This window comes from Pseudoalteromonas sp. Angola-4 (genome assembly GCF_028599265.1).
Taxonomy (GTDB): domain Bacteria; phylum Pseudomonadota; class Gammaproteobacteria; order Enterobacterales; family Alteromonadaceae; genus Pseudoalteromonas; species Pseudoalteromonas atlantica.
This window is the reverse complement of sequence record NZ_JAQREK010000017.1, coordinates 87,251-103,376: the sequence shown is the minus strand read 5'-3', so window position 1 is coordinate 103,376 and position 16,126 is coordinate 87,251. Positions and strand designations below refer to the sequence as shown.

The window sequence follows — 16,126 nt, the reverse complement described above, 5'->3', positions numbered from 1 at the left end:
CCGCAGAGTAAGCATGGGGGTCTCTTGCATCTTTAGGTGCACTTCCTCCTTGTGGTTGCATCTTAGCGCTATTCATTTGTGCCATTTCACTTTGCGCTAATAAAGGGAAACTAATTAATGAAGCCCCTGTTAACATTAATAAACCTAATGATTTAGATAGTTTTAATTGTTTCATGATACGACTACCTCTCTAAACATACCGGCATCCATATGGAATAATAAATGGCAATGCCAAGCCCAGCGACCTACATCGTGAGGGGTGGTTAAAAAGCTGATTCTTTGTGCGGGTTGAACAGGTATCGTATGACGTCGCACTTGCACATCACCTTGCTCGTTTTCTAAATCACTCCACATACCATGCAAATGCATAGGGTGCGTCATCATGGTATCGTTTTGTAAAATAACTCTTAAACGTTGGTTATGCTTCATATGCACTGGCGTGCTTTTACCAAATTCTAAGCCATCAAATGACCAGCTATAACGTTCCATATTTCCGGTTAAATGCAGCTCAATTTCAGCTTCTGGCTCTTGCTGGTTAGTGATCCCTTCAAGTGAGTGTAAATCTGCAAGTGTTAAAACACGACGACCATTTTTACGTAAACCAATACCAGGATCATCAAGATTTGTTCTCGGCATATCAACGCGCATATCAACAGAAGCTCCATACTCCGTTTTTGCATGACGCACTTTAGAGCTGGCAACCGCTAATGGGTTTTCAGACATACCATGTTTGCTATGATCCATCGCCATTGCACCGTGATCCATAGCGCTATGATCCATTTCTTTAGAGTTCATACCTGACATGCCAGCCATACCTGCCATTGCAGAATGCTCACCGCCGTGGGTCATATTGCCCATCATATCTGTCATCGTTAACCATTCAACAGGGTCAAGTGCAGGTACTGGCGCATCAATATTAGGCGAGCTTGATAAAGTTCCTTTTGCGTAACCAGAGCGATCCATACTTTGAGCAAAAATCGTATAGGCATCATTTTTAGGCTCAACAATTACGTCGTAGGTCTCACCAGGGCCGAATCTAAATTCATCTACTGTCACTGGTTCAACGTTTTGCCCATCAGCTTGTACAACTGTTAGTTTTAGTTCGGGAATACGAACGTCAAAAAAAGTATTGCTTGAGCCATTAATAAACCTAAGTCTTACTTTTTCTCCAACTTTAAACATTCCTCGCCAATTTGACATTGGCGTACTACCGTTCATTAAAAAGGTCATTGCTGATGCAGATAAGTCAGCTAAATCTGTAGGATTCATTCTCATTTTATTCCACATTTCCCGGCGTTGCAAAGCATTCGAAACACTGCTATTTGAAACGTCATCAAAAAATTCTGGAACAGTGGGCTGATTGAAGTTAAATACATCGCTCTGTACTTTTAACTTGCGGAACAAATCCATTGGGTCATCATCAGTCCAATCAGACAATTGGATGACATGCTCATTGTCAGCACTAATAATATCCTTTTCTCTTGGCTCAATAATTAATGCGCCGTACATACCTGTCATTTCTTGAAAGCCACTGTGTGAGTGATACCAATATGTGCCGCTTTGTTGCAGCTTAAATTTATAAACAAAGGTTTCACCCGGCATTATACCTTTAAAGCTAATACCCGGTACGCCATCCATTTGATACGGAAGAATGATCCCATGCCAATGAATTGAACTCGGCACTGATAATTTATTTGTTACCCTGATAGTAACGTCATCACCTTCTCTGAGGCGCAAGGTAGGAGCTGGTATTGAGCCATTGATTGTTGTAGCCATTCTTACAACACCTGTGAAGTTTACGGGTGACTCATCTATCACCAGATCTATTATTTCTCCACTTAGTTCGGGCACAGTACCTGTTATTGTTCCAGCCACTAAAGATGAAGCTGCATGAAGAACACTTGGAAAAGCAGCTAATATACCGCCAGCAGCTAAACCTTGTACAAAGCGTCTACGCGGTGTAGAAATTTGATGTAATGGATCTTTAATTCTCATTTTACTCTCCGAGGTTTGACCAATAAATTAGTGTGACCAATGAATATGCTTAATTTTCCATTCACCATTTTGTTTTTCCAGCACCATCGTTTCCATCCCTTGATAATCACGTTCTTCACCATTGTAAGTACCTTTAGTTTGACTACGCGAGGCAGAGATAGCGGTATTTCCAAGTATCGTCACTTGATGTTCAAGCGTTTCGCTCTTCATAGAAGCTAGATATTTCATATCCGACAGCATATGGTGATGGGCATATTCATCAGCACTTCTTTCAACACGACCGCCCTCATAAATGGTGACATCATCCGCTAACTGCGCTCTAGCTTGTTTCTTATTGCCAGTTTCAAGTGCCTCGTGGAACGCCAACACTACCTTTGCAGCAGGCGTATCTATCCCTTTAAATAATCCTTTGCCTTTGTGTTTATCTCCGTGAGCGTTTGCCGCGAAACTAAACATCATTGATAAAACAAGTAATACATTTATTATTTTCATTTTGATTCTCTTTTTTAGGTTTTAATATGCTGGGCCAACAACACTAGTAAGCCCAGCCGTAACGGTTAAAATGGCGAGAGCAACTATCATTTCTATCGTGATAGACTTAGATAGGGCTTCTCTGCCATCATTGTTTTTAAGTTGTGGAACAAGTTTTAGTTTATGCTTAGCGGCGATAGCCAATATGGAAACAACGAGAAACAGCTTAAATAACAAAGTTTGCCCGTAACTTGAAATCAACAGTGCTTCAACACTACCGACTAATTGAATAGCTAACCATAGGCCAGCAATTAACAATAAACTCACGGCAATACTTGCTTGTTTACCAAAGTTTTCCATCAGTAAATGAAGTTCTACATAATCTAGCTTTTGGCAAGCCTGTTTTAGTGGCAATAACGCCCCAAACCACCATGCCATAACGAGCACATGCAAAATAAGCAAGCCTTTTTCAATTGTGCCTAACTCAGAAATATGACCCAGTAACGTGAATGAGTATGCAAGGATTAATAAACTCAACATTAAAGCGCTTTGTTTTAAGTACGAGTTCACAGCGAGTTTGAACCTTAAAGCTAAAGCGATTATTGCGGTAACTAGCCCAAGCGCTCGAAGCAAAGCTCCAGTGCCGACAGAGGAGTCCCACATAATAGCCAATATATCAGCGTCTATCGCCCCCTGAATTCCCTCTTCTGCCATTGCACCAGTACTGGCAAAGAACCAAGTAATATTAGCGATCAAAGCCATAACTATATAAGTTCTTGTCCACGTTAAATTCGCTATTACAGCATTAGTATGAGATTCATTATTCTCAAATATTTGCCTGAAAAATGTATAACCAGCAATACAGGCAAAGCCGATGTAAAATACAATTTTTGACAGTACAATGACTGTATTCCAGATATACATTTCCATATCAATCACACCGCCTATTTTAGTGAACCATAAAGCCGAAGCTATGTTTCATTTTATGACCATCGTTACCTAAGAAGGTTACATCCACAGCATAGTTTGCAGGAGCTAATTTAGGTAGTTTCCATGTAAATTTGCTAGTAGCGACTTTAGAAGGCTCGAATCCAAATTTAAATTCTTCGCCTTGTTTATTGGCCAATGAAACTTTTACAACCCGTACCTCCTTGGTGAACACCAAAGTTAACTCTTCTGGAGTATTCATTAGCATTGCATTATCAGCAGGCACGCTTTTTTCAAGATGCACATGTGCAAATACTGCACTACTAAAAACAACACTGATTATGGTTAAAAGTTTAATTAATGTTTTCATATATACCTCTATTTATTTAATGGATTAACGACTAAATTTATCTTTGAAAATTTGATTACTTGGAATCCCAGCATCTGTAATTATTTTTTCCACTTCACTCATCATTGCTTCTGGACCGCACAAGTAAAACTCAGCCAAAAGCAGTTCTGATTTTTGGTTCATATACGGCAGAAGTACTTTTTGAACATAGCCTGAGTGCCCTTGCCATTCTTCTGAAGGATTAGAAAGAGTAGGAATATAAGAGAAGTTTTTATGCTTCTCACTCAGTGACTTCAATTCATTATGGTATAGCAAGTCATCTTCAGTTCGCGCACCATAGATAAGAGTCAAACCACTTTTATCTTTATGCTTTTTCAACTGTTCAAAAATAATAGACCTCAGTGGTGCAAGTCCTGAACCCGCACCAATAAACACGCGACTAACTTTTTTATTTGAAGTGGCATAAAAATCAGAAAAAGGGCCTTTTGCAGTTATCGTTTCACCTACTTGGAGTGAACCTAAATAACTTGAACCTATTCCTGCTTTAAAACCATTCTTTGCGGTCTGCCAACGGATATTAAACATTAACTCATCAGACTCCTCGTCAAAGTTAACTAATGAGTAGTGGCGAGTTGCACCGTTATGAGAAAATTTTCCATGATAGTAGCTATCCCAGTATTTTTCATAGCACTCTGGCATATCATCTGGACGTAAGCTATTCATCCCTGCTGGCACATCAAATTGCATATATGCACCAGCTTTAAATGCCAACTGTTTGCCTGATTTCAGCTTAAATTTCACTTCCTTGATAAAAGGAGTAATGAAATTAGTCGCAACCACAACTAGCTCATGATTTTCAATATTGCGATCAGTATTAACTTCAATCGAACTAATTTCAGAGAACCTATGCTGACATCCAAGCCGATAACCTTCCTTAAGTTGCTCCTGAGATAAATGTTCCTGTTCAGATAGTGTGATAGGTAATTTAGTTGAACTTAAGAACACGCATTTGCCACAAGTACCGCCACCACCGCAACCTGAAGGAAGGTATACATGTGAACTAGCTAGCCCTTCTAGTACAGTTGAGCGACCAACTGCTGAGATGTCAGTAATAGTATTTTCATTGGAAAACGTCACTGCCACTTTTTGCTTGTTAGTGCCCCAACCTAGCTTCAGTAAACCACTTCGATACTGTTGTATCAGCCAAGTAACACCAGTAATTGAAAGGAATAGCGTTGCAAAAGCAAATGCAATGATCAACCAATGGTTAAATCCTCCAGAATTGCCATAGTCCATAAAGTGAAGCTTCATCATCAGATCTTTCAATCTGAAATCATCATTGGCATGGCGAAGTACTTGACCTGTAATACTATCTAAATAAATAGTTGTATTGTTCTCATCCTCAACGGCAACTTGCCACATAGGATTTTGCTGCCTTACGTGATCAGAAAACGGAGGTTGAGATAACACTGGAGTAGTTAACTTACCCTGTCCTGAGTAGGAGTTTTTTGCCAAAGTTAGTACTTGTTCTTCAGACAAATTAAATGGCTTTCCTGTTACAGCATCAAATAGCTTTGAGTGGCGTTCTTGATAGCTATGCTGCCCCTTATCGAACACAAAATGATAGTAAGGCTGATGTAAAACCCATATAAGGTTTACTTCCTGCGGAGCATTACTAGTAATCTCTTTAATAGGGAATAGGTCAAAGCCTGTAATGCTACCTTCATGATGAGAATGAACTCTAAGTTCATTACCACTGGCTTTACTGTGATCCATCAAATTGAAGTAAAGGCCCGTTCCCAACCAAATAAGCAGTTGTAAACCAACAAATAAAGAAAGCCACTTGTGTATCGTTGTATTTAACTTAAATAGTCGCATCAAATGACTCCCTTTTTATTTGGGGAAAGCACTCGGTAATAAGTCAATACAGCGCCAGTAATTGCGCCCATTAGACCTAGAGTTGCGACCAAGAACAAAAACCAGTTAGATACGTTTTCTCCATCATCGTAATCCATAATGTGAAAACGCCACATCCAATCAAACAATCGCCAGTAATCATGACGCTTGGCAACAAGTGATCCTGTTTGTTGACTTATATAAAATGTCGGTGTGGAGAATTGCTCAAACGTCACTCTCCAAACAGGTAAATGCCTTGGGGACAACTCAGCAGGCAAGTTTGTCGCTGACTTAATCAACCTTACGCTGTCGATTTGATGATTCAGCGCATAATGGTATTGTGCGATTTCTTTAGCCTTGATTTCATCTACAAGGGCCTGAACAGCTCCAGTTTTAGCATCTATTGCTACTTTTCCATTTTCTCCATTAATAAAAGAATACAAAGGACGGCCCATACTTTGAGTAAGTGTAACTTGGCTAGCTTTAGGATAATCCGCAGCTAGCTTTACAATGGAGTAATCCATACTTGCTAAATCTATTTTGGCTTCCTCACTCTTAGCCAAGGTTTCGCCGTGTATATAGTGAATATCCATAGTCACCATATACACGCCTGTAATAGACCAGAAGAGGAATTGTATTCCGACAAATGCCATTAGCCATTTGTGATATTTTCTAGCCGTGCTAAGCATTATTCTCAGGCTCCACGTTAGAAAGCTCTTTGTTAAAGGCATTTACTTCAGGCTTTTTAATGATTGAGTAAATTGCAGGGAGTACAATAAGCGTGAGCAGCACAGCGCTTGTCATTCCGCCTACCATAGGAGCAGCAATGCGGCTCATGACCTCAGAACCTGTACCAGTACCATATAAAATAGGCATTAAACCTATAATGATTGTAGCTACCGTCATCATTACTGGACGAACTCGTAAGCCAGCACCGTGCAATAATGCATCTTGATATGCATCATCTGAGATGAGTTCTGCTCGCTCCACCGCTTTTTCCTTAAGCTCAGCAAGTGCTTGATTGAGATAAACCAGCATTATCACGCCAATCTCAACCGCAACACCAGCTAGAGCGATAAAGCCCACACCAACAGCTACTGAGAAATTAAACCCTTCTAGATACATCAACCATAAGCCACCGATCATTGCCATCGGCAAGGTAACGATAATGATAGCCACTTCACTAAACGCTCTGAAATTCAGGTAAAGCAGAATAACAATAATGGCGAGTGTTAAAGGCAATACATAGGTGAGCTTTTCTTTCGCTCTTTCCATATATTCGTATTGTCCGGCCCAAGTAATTGAATAGCCTGCTGGTAATGTCAGGTTATTTGCTAAGTGTTCTTTAGCATTTTCAACATAAGTACCTACATCAACGCTATCAATATCAATGAAAGTCCAACCATTGATTCTGGCATTCTCACTTTTAATACCCGGTGGGCCATTCTCTATTCGAATATCAGCAACATCACCTAGTGCAATGCGTTGACCACTTGGTGTTACAACAGGTAATCGTGCTAGCTGCTCAGGAGAATCTCGATAATCTTGCGGATAGCGCAGATTAACAGGGTAACGCTCTTGACCCTCTATCGTTTGTGTCACATTCATACCGCCAATCGCAGTAGAAACTACTTGTTGGACATCTTCGATATTTAACCCAAAGCGACTTGATTTATCTCGTGAAATATCAACCTTGATATATCGTCCACCTGCAACTCGTTCAGAGTAAACTGACGCTGTGCCTGTCACTTCTGGCAAGAGTTGTTCTATTTGTTGGCCGATATCCTGAATTACATCAAGTTCTGGTCCGGCGACTTTAATACCGACAGGCGTTTTTATACCTGTAGCTAACATGTCAATGCGGGTCTTGATTGGCATAACCCAAGCATTGGTTAAGCCCGGAAACTTAACCAACTTATCAAACTCAGCTTTTAACGATTCTGTTGTAACTCCCTCACGCCACTCTTCTTGAGGCTTCAACTGAATAAAGGTTTCAATCATGGTTAAAGGTGCAGGATCGGTTGCAGTTTCAGCTCTTCCTACTTTACCAAACACTGTTTCAACTTCTGGCACAGTGCGAATAAGCTTGTCTGTTTGCTGCAATAACTCCCTTGCTTTACCAATTGAAATACCGGGATAGGTAGTAGGCATATACATGAGATCGCCTTCATCCAATGGCGGAATGAATTCACTACCAATTTTATCGACAGGCCAAAAGCCAACGATAGTCACTAATATTGCTGCTACTATTGTCGATTTTGGAAACTTCATGACTTGCTTTAAAACAGGCATGTAGATAGCAATCAATAATCGGTTTAACGGGTTTTTCTTTTCAGAAACAACTTTGCCTCGAATAAAGTAGCCCATCAAAACAGGCACCAATGTGATCGCCAAACCTGCTGATGCCGCCATTGCATAGGTTTTTGTATAGGCGAGCGGAGAGAACATTCTTCCTTCTTGCGCTTCCAAGATAAATACAGGTAAGAATGAGACTGTAATGATCAGTAAGCTAAAAAATAGTGCAGGGCCTACTTCACTCGCAGCCTTAGCAACAATTTGCCAGCGATTTTCATCTGTTAGTGGTGTTTTCTCCATATGCTTGTGCATATTTTCAATCATCACTATTGCACCATCAGTCATCGCACCAATCGCAATAGCGATACCGCCTAAAGACATAATGTTGGCATTGATGCCTTGCATATACATGATAATGAACGACACCAAGATACCTAATGGCAGAGTAACAACTGCCACAATAGATGAGCGAAGATGAAATAGGAAAGCCACACAGACAATAGCAACGACTGCAAGCTCCTCTAGCAACTTGCTCCAAAGATTATCAACAGCACGATCTATTAACTTCGATCTGTCATAAACAGGGACAATCTCCACCCCCTCTGGTAGAGAAGATTTAAGCGATTCAAGTTTTTCTTTTACCCCGTTTATGGTTTGTTGAGCGTTTTCACCAAAGCGCATAACGACAACACCACCAACAACTTCGCCTTCACCATTAAGCTCTGCGATACCACGGCGCATTTGAGGCCCTAAATTAACGGTAGCAACATCACCAATACGCAATGGCGTGCCTTGTTCGTTAATACCAAGTGGGATTTTCTCTATATCACTAACTGATTGAATATACCCCGTTGCGGTAACCATATATTCAGCTTCAGCCATTTCCACAACGGATGCGCCAGTTTCTTTGTTCCCTTTTTGTAAGGCTATTTGTATTAAACTTAGAGGAATATCGTAAGCTCTCAATTTATCAGGATCTACTTGCACTTGATACTGCTTAACCATACCACCAACGGCGGCAACTTCGGACACGCCCGGAACAGTTTGTAGTTCATACTTTAAGAACCAGTCTTGAATGCTTCTTAATTGGCTTAGATCATGGTTTCCAGACTTATCTGTTAAAGCGTAAATGTATACCCAACCCACACCTGTTGCATCAGGTCCTAATTGAGGTTTTGCCGAATCAGGCAGGCTTGATGCTACTTGGCTTAAGTATTCAAGTACTCTGCTTCTAGCCCAATACAAATCAGTATCGTCATCAAAAATAATGTAGACGTAGGAATCACCAAAAAATGAGTAACCACGAACAGTTTGCGCCCCCGGCACTGATAACATCGCTGTAGTAAGAGGAAATGTCACTTGATCCTGCACTACTTGTGGTGCCTGTCCCGGATAGCTCGTCTTAATTATCACCTGCACATCAGAAAGATCGGGGAGTGCATCTACTGGTGTTTTTTGTAATGAATACAAACCACCAAACGCGATAATTAAGGTAATCAACAAAACAAAGAAACGATTGCCGATAGACCATCTAATAATTGATTCAATCATTATTTTTCTCCCACTTAATGATTAGAATGATCAACAGCAGCTTTATTTTCCTTGCCGTGTTGTTCATCTGATTCAAGAGAAATGTCAGTGATAACTAAGTCATCTCTAACCTCAAAAGTGAAAGTGACATTATCACCGACATTGAAATCAACCATTTCTATATTGTCCGCGACGATAAAATCCATCGTCGCAGCAGGTCTATCCCATTTCTCTATTGGGCCTCTGCTAATATTTAGAATCCGTGTATCAATATCAATCGCATTAATCAAACCAGATACTGTTGCTGATGATACTTCAGGCTCACTCATGATATGAATTCCAGTAATTTCATATCCACCGTCTTCGGTTTTGCTCACTTCAAAGTGCAAAGATTGACCTGACTTTAATGAGTCAATATCGACTTTTTCAGCCACAGTAAAATCCATAACCATTTCAGGCCAATCCCAAGCTTCAGCAGGGCCATGTGAAATATTAACCATGCGGTGCCCTGCCATAACACTATTAACATCCCCTTGCATCCAAACAGAGTTAGGCACTTCATCATGAGTCATTCGTTTAAAGTCAGAGCTTTTACTTGATTCAGAATCAATCAAGAATTGGGCAGATGTCACCACAACGTCATCTTCATTTAAGCCGTCTAATATTTCGATGCTGTCGATATCAACCCGGCCAATAGTCACTTCAATAGATTTAAATTGCCCATCACCTAACGCAAGTACTACTCTGTCCTGTTTACCTGTTCTAATAACGGCTTCTTTAGGCACGAGGATGGTGCTATCAGCTTGATTAGCGTGAATAGAGACTTGTGCAAACATATTTGGTTTTAATTGATAGTCTGTGTTATCAAATTTCAATCTCACTCGGAGTGTGCGTGTTTTACTGTTCAATGTTGGATAAACATAATCAACGACACCAGCCCAGTCCTCACCGGGTAAATAATCCAGTGTCATTGATACAGGAAGTCCTTTTTTAATTAAGGCTGCGTCACGTTCAAACACTTCTGCTTCAACCCAAACTTGATCTAGCTGGCCAATGCTTAATAAGGTGTTTCCCGGCTTTACATAAAAACCTTCTCTAACCTTCAAACCATCGACAACACCTGCTTGTGGTGAATAAAAGGTAATTGTTTGCTGAACCTTTCGTGTCTTTTCTAGCTTTTGAACAAAGTCTGCTGAAAGCTGTAACGCTTTTAGGCGATCTTTGGCTGCTGAAATTAAAGAACTATTGTTGCGCTTTAACGCTATTAACAGCTCTTCCTGAGCATTAACTAACTGAGGAGAATATAGTGTATAAAGAGGCTGCCCTTTCTCTACAGGGTTACCTGCTGCTTTGATGTAAAGTTTATCAATCCAGCCATCAACCCGTGGGTGGATATGAATTAGCTTATCTTCATCATATTGAACATAACCTACCGTTGAGATTTCAGTATGCATATTTTTCAGTTCAACAGGTGCAGTGCGAACCCCAAGGTTATTCACTACATGAGGCGCAATTTTTACTGCTCCGGGGCCAAAGTCATCACCAGATGATCCTTCCTCATACACTGGAATTAGATCCATCCCCATAGGCGACTTACCGGGCTTGTCCCGGCGGTAATTAGAATCCATCGGTGCAACCCAATACAGAGGCTTTTTTTCTCCTGATGTTGCTTCATTACTATTACTGTTTGAGCCAGTACCTTGATATAAACTCAATGCTCCAGCACCAAGTGCTGCCCCAATGATGATGGCAATAATTGTTTTTGTATTCGTTGACATTATTTTTCTCCAAATTGCTGACTGGATAAGTGCTGATTAGTTTTGTGTGAAGTTTGCATCGACTTATGTTCAGCATTTGAGTTAGATTGAGAATGCGCAAAGAAATAGTTGATACGAGCAACTGTTTTAAGTGCGTCAACATCAATTCTTAAAGCTGATATTCTGGTATTTAATTCGGCAATTCTTGCTCGAACAACTTCGGCAAAATCGCCATCATCATTTGTGTAGGCTGTCAATGACGCTTCTGCTTGGTCATGAGTTTGTTTAAGGAGTTGTTCTTGATAGATAGATTGTCTATCTGATAAGCGTTTAAGCTGTCTTAGTTCTTTTTCTAAAACACTGATCATTTGCTTTGTCAGTAATAGTTTCTCGGTTTTAATAGTCTCTGAATCTGCAATAGAAGCTGCAACTTGCTTATCTTGTCTGTTCTCGGTAAACAAGGGTAAATCAAACGTTACCCCAACAGAAAATAAATCAGCTCGGCTATCACCAGAGGGCATATTGTCGCGATAGGCATAACTAGCATTAACACCCCATTGCGGCTCATATTGCTGTTTGGCTAACTCAATTCCTTTTTCTGAAGCTTTGCGTTTTATATCAATCGCAAGTATGGCTGGGTGATTCGAAAGCTCCTGAGCCAATAGATTTCTTGAGTAATTAGATGCTTTTAGGACTGTTGGATTATTCAATTGAATCGAAGGCAATTCTTTTGAGACGCTAAACTCTAATGGTTGCGCGTCAAAGTTGAATGATTCATTCAAACGATCCGCATCGTAAATATGAAGCCACTCATTGAGACGAGCGATTGTCGTTTCTAGTTTCTGCTTTTGCGAAGTTAATCTGTCATCTAACTGCACGATTTCCAACTGAGCACGAATAACATCTTGCTGTCTAGTTTTACCAACAACGTTTGAATAGCTAGCTTTAGCCACTTCCGCCATCTGCTCAAAGAGAGACCAATCATCTTCAATCAATTTAATAGTTTGTTGGGCTAAGTAAGCATCTAACCAAAGTTGTGACACTTGGCTTTTCAACTTAGCTTTACGATCCTCTCGTAACAGTGGAAATTTCGTGGACTCAATTTGTAACTGGTCTTTCTTGATCTCTAGACTGTCGCCTCTCGGAAACATTTGAGAGACGCCAACCTTTAGCTGAGTCATTCCTTCCTGATCTAAATCCCAAGTATCTGTTGGTAAATTCATTATCCCTAGCGATACTTTCGGATCAGGCAAAGTACCTGAAGCAATACTTCTATTTTCAACTGCACTTTGTTTCAATCGGCTACCATGAAGCCAAGGATCATTTTGCTGAGCTAAGGTGATAGCTTGTTCAAGCGACACTACTTTCTCAGCTTGAGCTGAGAATACAGATAAGCCGAGTATTAATGCAGTTGAAAGTGAAGTAAGGTTTGAAGAGTTCAATTTCATTAGAATTGCTCCTCGTATGTCTTAACTTTTGCATAGACTTTGCTCGTTCCATCTTTAAATAGAATTAACACGTTGTATGGCATAAAGCGGTCATCGACTTCCATACCGGGAGAGCCAACTGGCATTGCTGGAACTGAAAGCCCAATCGCATTGGGATGTTCTTCTGATAAGAACTGCTGAATAAATTTAGCAGGTATATGACCTTCAAAGGCAAATCCATTTCTACTCACTGCCGTGTGGCATGAACGGTAATTAGGTTTGATACCATACTTAGTTTTGATGTTGCCGATGTTTCGGAAATCTTTGGAATGCGCAACGATCCCTTTGTCTTCAATATGAGTTATCCATTTTTTACAACACCCACAAGTAGGGGTTTTATAAACGATTAACTCCAAAGGTGTTACGTCGTTATTGTGTGCATGGTTATGTTCGTTGGCGTTTGCAAACGCAGGTGAAAGCAGCATTACTACTGCTATTTTTAAATACTTATTGATCATTTTTGCCCCCAGACATCGCTGGAAAATATCTATAGCGCTACGACGCTATATTGACTAACAGAAAAATTAATTACATGTGCGAGAAATTTGGACGCACTAATCCTGTATTAGGCAAAAATTGGTGGACGATAAAGGGAAGTGGAAATTGAATGAGGTTGTTTAGATTGCAGAGCAGCTACAGATTCACTGAATATTTGAATATCTGTCGAATCAATACTGGAATTTAGGACTGTCGTAGATGAGCAAGCATTTGCAGGACAAATACATTCAACGTCACAACAATCTTCTGATTGACCATTACTGCTTTTATTCATATCACCATGATCCATGTTCATGTGTGATTCGTGAGAACCTGATGACATTTCGCAAGGCATAGCAGAATACGCAAATGCTTGCCCTACAAAGGCAACCAGCATAAGCGTCATTACTAAGACTTTTGAAAATGCTTTAGACATAAAATTCTCTTACAAATATACATCTCTAATACTAATGCAAATTTTTGACTAAGTCAATTGATGCTGTATAAACATTTATGAATATTTGATTATCGTCAAATTTTTCAAAGAGGTAAGTGACAAATAATAATCTCATCAGACTTCTTATCTTCGCTATTCAATGGCTTTTATTTTGAGACTTAAGTTGCTCTCTCATTTCTAAAACTCGATCTGCCGAATAAGCTCCTGCTCTCATAACAACCAGTTCAACAAATGAAATATCAATTAACTTATGGTCAGCATCAATCACATAACAACTCCCACTATGTGTGTATATTTCTAACTTATCCTCATCAGCAGATTTGCTAACAATCTTTGAAGTCACGATTTGCTGAAATGGCCGAAACCTGAATGTTTCATCTTCAATAACCCCCCCTGATAAAAACTCGCCAAGAAATATTTTTTCAAATTCTTTATAGTCGTAAACAGATACTATGTAGGCATCCTTTAAATATATTCTATCCAACGTATTCCCTTACTAATAACTAGCCGGGAGCATATCTCGCAGCTCTAATAACTCATTAGGAGAATACATACACTCATGCATTAAATTAAACTCAAATGCATTTACATCAAACTCTTTAGATTCAGCATCTAAGATATAAAAGTCAACACCAAAGCACTTACTTTCTAGACCATTGATTTCCAAAACCTTTATCGTGAATAAAGCATCTCCTTCTTTACCATTTTCATTTTCGTCAGCAAATGTGCCGTAAAGCACCCGTTCAACTTTTTCCTCTGTATCAGATTGAATTGAGATAAGTTTTGCGTTGGTTAGTTTTACTCTAGGTCTCATGCTTGAACTCCTTTCATATCTTCTACAGAAAAAGGACGAAAAAAACTTAGATATTTAACCCCATCAACTTTAAGCAAATTGTTGTCAGCATCAAAATGTGACAGAACACTAGATTGATACAACGAAATGTATTTTTCATAATCGATTGTGTTAAAAAAGTTGGTATCAACGCGCCTCGCATAAAAAACAAGATCTTGCTGTTCGATACGAACAATGAACTTCTGATCGCCATCTAGATTTTTGACTCGTAGACATAAATCAGGTTTGTGCCAATCAGATACAAAGGAAGGAATCAATGGGAAGCCATATACCAAATAGCGCATACCTTCGATTTTGAAGGTTGTTGGATTGAACTGAGCCTTATTTACTTTGCCGCTACTGAATAATTCAAGTGTCAACACCAGCCAGTGCACATGCTTAGAAAATGTATTTCCTTCAGAAATACAGCCTTCAAACTCACCATTATGGTTTACATGATTGATGTACATGTATTTTCTAATGTCATCCAAGGAAAGCTTTTCAAACGGAAACTTGCAAGCGATTAGCCTGAAATAACAACCATGAACTTTTAAATCTGCATATTGAACTATCAACGGATCATCAAAGGCATCAAAGTATGGTCGCCACTCTAAGCGGAAGTCTGCACCTGTATTTACAATAAACTTGGCATTTTCAGGCAACCCTAAAACTTGGTATATCACTGAAACTAACTCTAATGTTTCGAGATCTACCAGCATCAGGCTTTCAATACGGTTTGCCATTGACTCAATTTCTTTATGAAGCGATTCAATAATTTCTTGATCATCGTATTCGTTGATCATTAAATATTTCAGGGAATCGTGCTTTAGAATTGAGTCCAGCTTTTTCTTTTCAAATACTTCAGAGAGATATTTATGGGTATCAGAAAAATGAGGGCAGTTATAAACACCTCTAGCCCACAGGCCTTGGGCGTAAAGATCAGGAAACTCTAATAACTCAGCAAACTCTTTTGCTTGTTTATTGAGCTTATTCTTTAATTGATAAAGTGAGATCACTTAGTTCTCCAAACAACTTTCCAATAAACAATGGCCTACCAACACATTGCTTTATTTATTGTTCAAATAACCAAATTTTTACGGATGCTCCGCTTCACTGTTCACGTTTTTCAAGGCGAAAAACATGTGTAGGCGTAGGCTGTCCGCACAACCTTTCACTCATAATATCGCTAAATTTTTAAATGGCAACTTACGGATTTGTACAAAATCAGTCAGAAATTTTGGCTTTGAACTCATCAAAGCTAAGTCCGAAAAGGGATATGACTAATTCTTCATTTATATTGGAACCGGGAAATTTTTTTTCAAAATTTCCAATGATGCTATCTAGGTGGCTAGCTAATATTTTTACTAAAAATATTTCCGAGTTTGGTGAGAGAGCAGACAGTGCTATCAATGGGTTGTCAAAGGATTCAGCTTTTATTTTTACTAGTAAATCGCTGTAACTGTTACAGTCATACAGACAAATAGCTAGGGCTTCTTGGGCTTGTCCAAGGGGAATAGTTAATAATTTAGATAATCGTTTTGCCTGCCTTTTTATATTTACTAGCAGGTCTTCTTTATTAAAAGACATCAATACACCAAAAAACGGCAACGCTAGGCCACGCACCTATGTCACTCAGTTTTTGTGAATATTTAA

General features: G+C 39.5%; 15 protein-coding genes. All 15 read right to left on the bottom strand.

The window, feature by feature from the left end; translation table 11 throughout:
• Window positions 1–171: 171 nt before the first annotated feature.
• A complete protein-coding gene (locus PSH48_RS17080) occupies window positions 172–1,995 on the bottom strand; it encodes a copper resistance system multicopper oxidase (protein ID WP_273611933.1) in 1,824 nt (607 codons plus the stop codon).
• A gap of 27 nt (window positions 1,996–2,022) precedes the next feature.
• Window positions 2,023–2,487 (bottom strand): YybH family protein, encoded by a 465-nt coding sequence (locus PSH48_RS17075; RefSeq protein WP_273609999.1) that lies wholly within the window; start codon window positions 2,485–2,487, stop codon window positions 2,023–2,025.
• 21 nt (window positions 2,488–2,508) lie between these two features.
• A complete protein-coding gene (locus PSH48_RS17070; RefSeq protein WP_273610007.1) occupies window positions 2,509–3,396 on the bottom strand; it encodes a copper resistance D family protein in 888 nt (295 codons plus the stop codon).
• A gap of 19 nt (window positions 3,397–3,415) precedes the next feature.
• The gene (locus tag PSH48_RS17065) at window positions 3,416–3,763 is read right to left on the bottom strand and encodes a copper resistance CopC family protein (RefSeq protein ID WP_273610000.1); all 348 of its coding nucleotides are present in this window, start codon (window positions 3,761–3,763) and stop codon (window positions 3,416–3,418) included.
• Between the two features lie 24 nt (window positions 3,764–3,787).
• Window positions 3,788–5,620, bottom strand: coding sequence for a 2Fe-2S iron-sulfur cluster-binding protein (locus PSH48_RS17060; RefSeq protein WP_273610001.1), 1,833 nt, complete (start codon window positions 5,618–5,620; stop codon window positions 3,788–3,790).
• The gene (locus tag PSH48_RS17055; protein ID WP_273610002.1) at window positions 5,620–6,327 is read right to left on the bottom strand and encodes a PepSY domain-containing protein; all 708 of its coding nucleotides are present in this window, start codon (window positions 6,325–6,327) and stop codon (window positions 5,620–5,622) included. Before PSH48_RS17055 ends, PSH48_RS17060 begins: the two co-directional genes overlap by 1 nt.
• On the bottom strand, window positions 6,320–9,484 hold the full coding sequence (locus tag PSH48_RS17050; RefSeq protein ID WP_273611932.1) for an efflux RND transporter permease subunit: 3,165 nt from the start codon (window positions 9,482–9,484) through the stop codon (window positions 6,320–6,322). Before PSH48_RS17050 ends, PSH48_RS17055 begins: the two co-directional genes overlap by 8 nt.
• Before the next feature lie 14 nt (window positions 9,485–9,498).
• Window positions 9,499–11,241 carry an efflux RND transporter periplasmic adaptor subunit gene (locus PSH48_RS17045; RefSeq protein ID WP_004589254.1) on the bottom strand — a complete coding sequence of 581 codons (1,743 nt, stop codon included), beginning with the start codon at window positions 11,239–11,241 and terminating at the stop codon, window positions 9,499–9,501.
• Window positions 11,241–12,668: a TolC family protein gene (locus tag PSH48_RS17040; RefSeq protein WP_004589253.1), complete on the bottom strand. Its 1,428-nt coding sequence runs from the start codon at window positions 12,666–12,668 to the stop codon at window positions 11,241–11,243. The genes PSH48_RS17045 and PSH48_RS17040 overlap by 1 nt, the downstream gene beginning before the upstream one ends.
• Complete coding sequence (locus tag PSH48_RS17035; RefSeq protein ID WP_004589252.1) at window positions 12,668–13,165, bottom strand: DUF411 domain-containing protein; 498 nt, start codon at window positions 13,163–13,165, stop codon at window positions 12,668–12,670. Before PSH48_RS17035 ends, PSH48_RS17040 begins: the two co-directional genes overlap by 1 nt.
• Before the next feature lie 107 nt (window positions 13,166–13,272).
• Complete coding sequence (locus tag PSH48_RS17030) at window positions 13,273–13,620, bottom strand: hypothetical protein (protein WP_076923064.1); 348 nt, start codon at window positions 13,618–13,620, stop codon at window positions 13,273–13,275.
• A gap of 157 nt (window positions 13,621–13,777) precedes the next feature.
• Entirely contained in the window at window positions 13,778–14,125 is a 348-nt protein-coding gene (locus PSH48_RS17025) for a hypothetical protein (RefSeq protein ID WP_016899198.1), read from the bottom strand.
• Window positions 14,126–14,137: 12 nt separating this feature from the next.
• Complete coding sequence (locus tag PSH48_RS17020) at window positions 14,138–14,455, bottom strand: hypothetical protein (RefSeq protein WP_008109627.1); 318 nt, start codon at window positions 14,453–14,455, stop codon at window positions 14,138–14,140.
• Window positions 14,452–15,489, bottom strand: a complete 1,038-nt coding sequence (locus PSH48_RS17015) for a hypothetical protein (RefSeq protein WP_145234888.1) — start codon at window positions 15,487–15,489, stop codon at window positions 14,452–14,454. Before PSH48_RS17015 ends, PSH48_RS17020 begins: the two co-directional genes overlap by 4 nt.
• A 208-nt stretch (window positions 15,490–15,697) precedes the next feature.
• On the bottom strand, window positions 15,698–16,060 hold the full coding sequence (locus PSH48_RS17010) for a hypothetical protein (protein ID WP_024595179.1): 363 nt from the start codon (window positions 16,058–16,060) through the stop codon (window positions 15,698–15,700).
• Window positions 16,061–16,126: the final 66 nt, after the last annotated feature.

What these genes read in the sequence shown, in the direction of transcription:
- PSH48_RS17035 (WP_004589252.1), bottom strand. Translation starts at nt 13,165, where the DNA reads ATGATCAATAAGTATTTAAAAATAGCAGTAGTAATGCTGCTTTCACCT.
- PSH48_RS17065 (WP_273610000.1), bottom strand. Translation starts at nt 3,763, where the DNA reads ATGAAAACATTAATTAAACTTTTAACCATAATCAGTGTTGTTTTTAGT.
- PSH48_RS17075 (WP_273609999.1), bottom strand. Translation starts at nt 2,487, where the DNA reads ATGAAAATAATAAATGTATTACTTGTTTTATCAATGATGTTTAGTTTC.
- PSH48_RS17070 (WP_273610007.1), bottom strand. Translation starts at nt 3,396, where the DNA reads ATGGAAATGTATATCTGGAATACAGTCATTGTACTGTCAAAAATTGTA.
- PSH48_RS17080 (WP_273611933.1), bottom strand. Translation starts at nt 1,995, where the DNA reads ATGAGAATTAAAGATCCATTACATCAAATTTCTACACCGCGTAGACGC.
- PSH48_RS17030 (WP_076923064.1), bottom strand. Translation starts at nt 13,620, where the DNA reads ATGTCTAAAGCATTTTCAAAAGTCTTAGTAATGACGCTTATGCTGGTT.
- PSH48_RS17040 (WP_004589253.1), bottom strand. Translation starts at nt 12,668, where the DNA reads ATGAAATTGAACTCTTCAAACCTTACTTCACTTTCAACTGCATTAATA.
- PSH48_RS17045 (WP_004589254.1), bottom strand. Translation starts at nt 11,241, where the DNA reads ATGTCAACGAATACAAAAACAATTATTGCCATCATCATTGGGGCAGCA.
- PSH48_RS17050 (WP_273611932.1), bottom strand. Translation starts at nt 9,484, where the DNA reads ATGATTGAATCAATTATTAGATGGTCTATCGGCAATCGTTTCTTTGTT.
- PSH48_RS17060 (WP_273610001.1), bottom strand. Translation starts at nt 5,620, where the DNA reads ATGCGACTATTTAAGTTAAATACAACGATACACAAGTGGCTTTCTTTA.
- PSH48_RS17020 (WP_008109627.1), bottom strand. Translation starts at nt 14,455, where the DNA reads ATGAGACCTAGAGTAAAACTAACCAACGCAAAACTTATCTCAATTCAA.
- PSH48_RS17010 (WP_024595179.1), bottom strand. Translation starts at nt 16,060, where the DNA reads ATGTCTTTTAATAAAGAAGACCTGCTAGTAAATATAAAAAGGCAGGCA.
- PSH48_RS17055 (WP_273610002.1), bottom strand. Translation starts at nt 6,327, where the DNA reads ATGCTTAGCACGGCTAGAAAATATCACAAATGGCTAATGGCATTTGTC.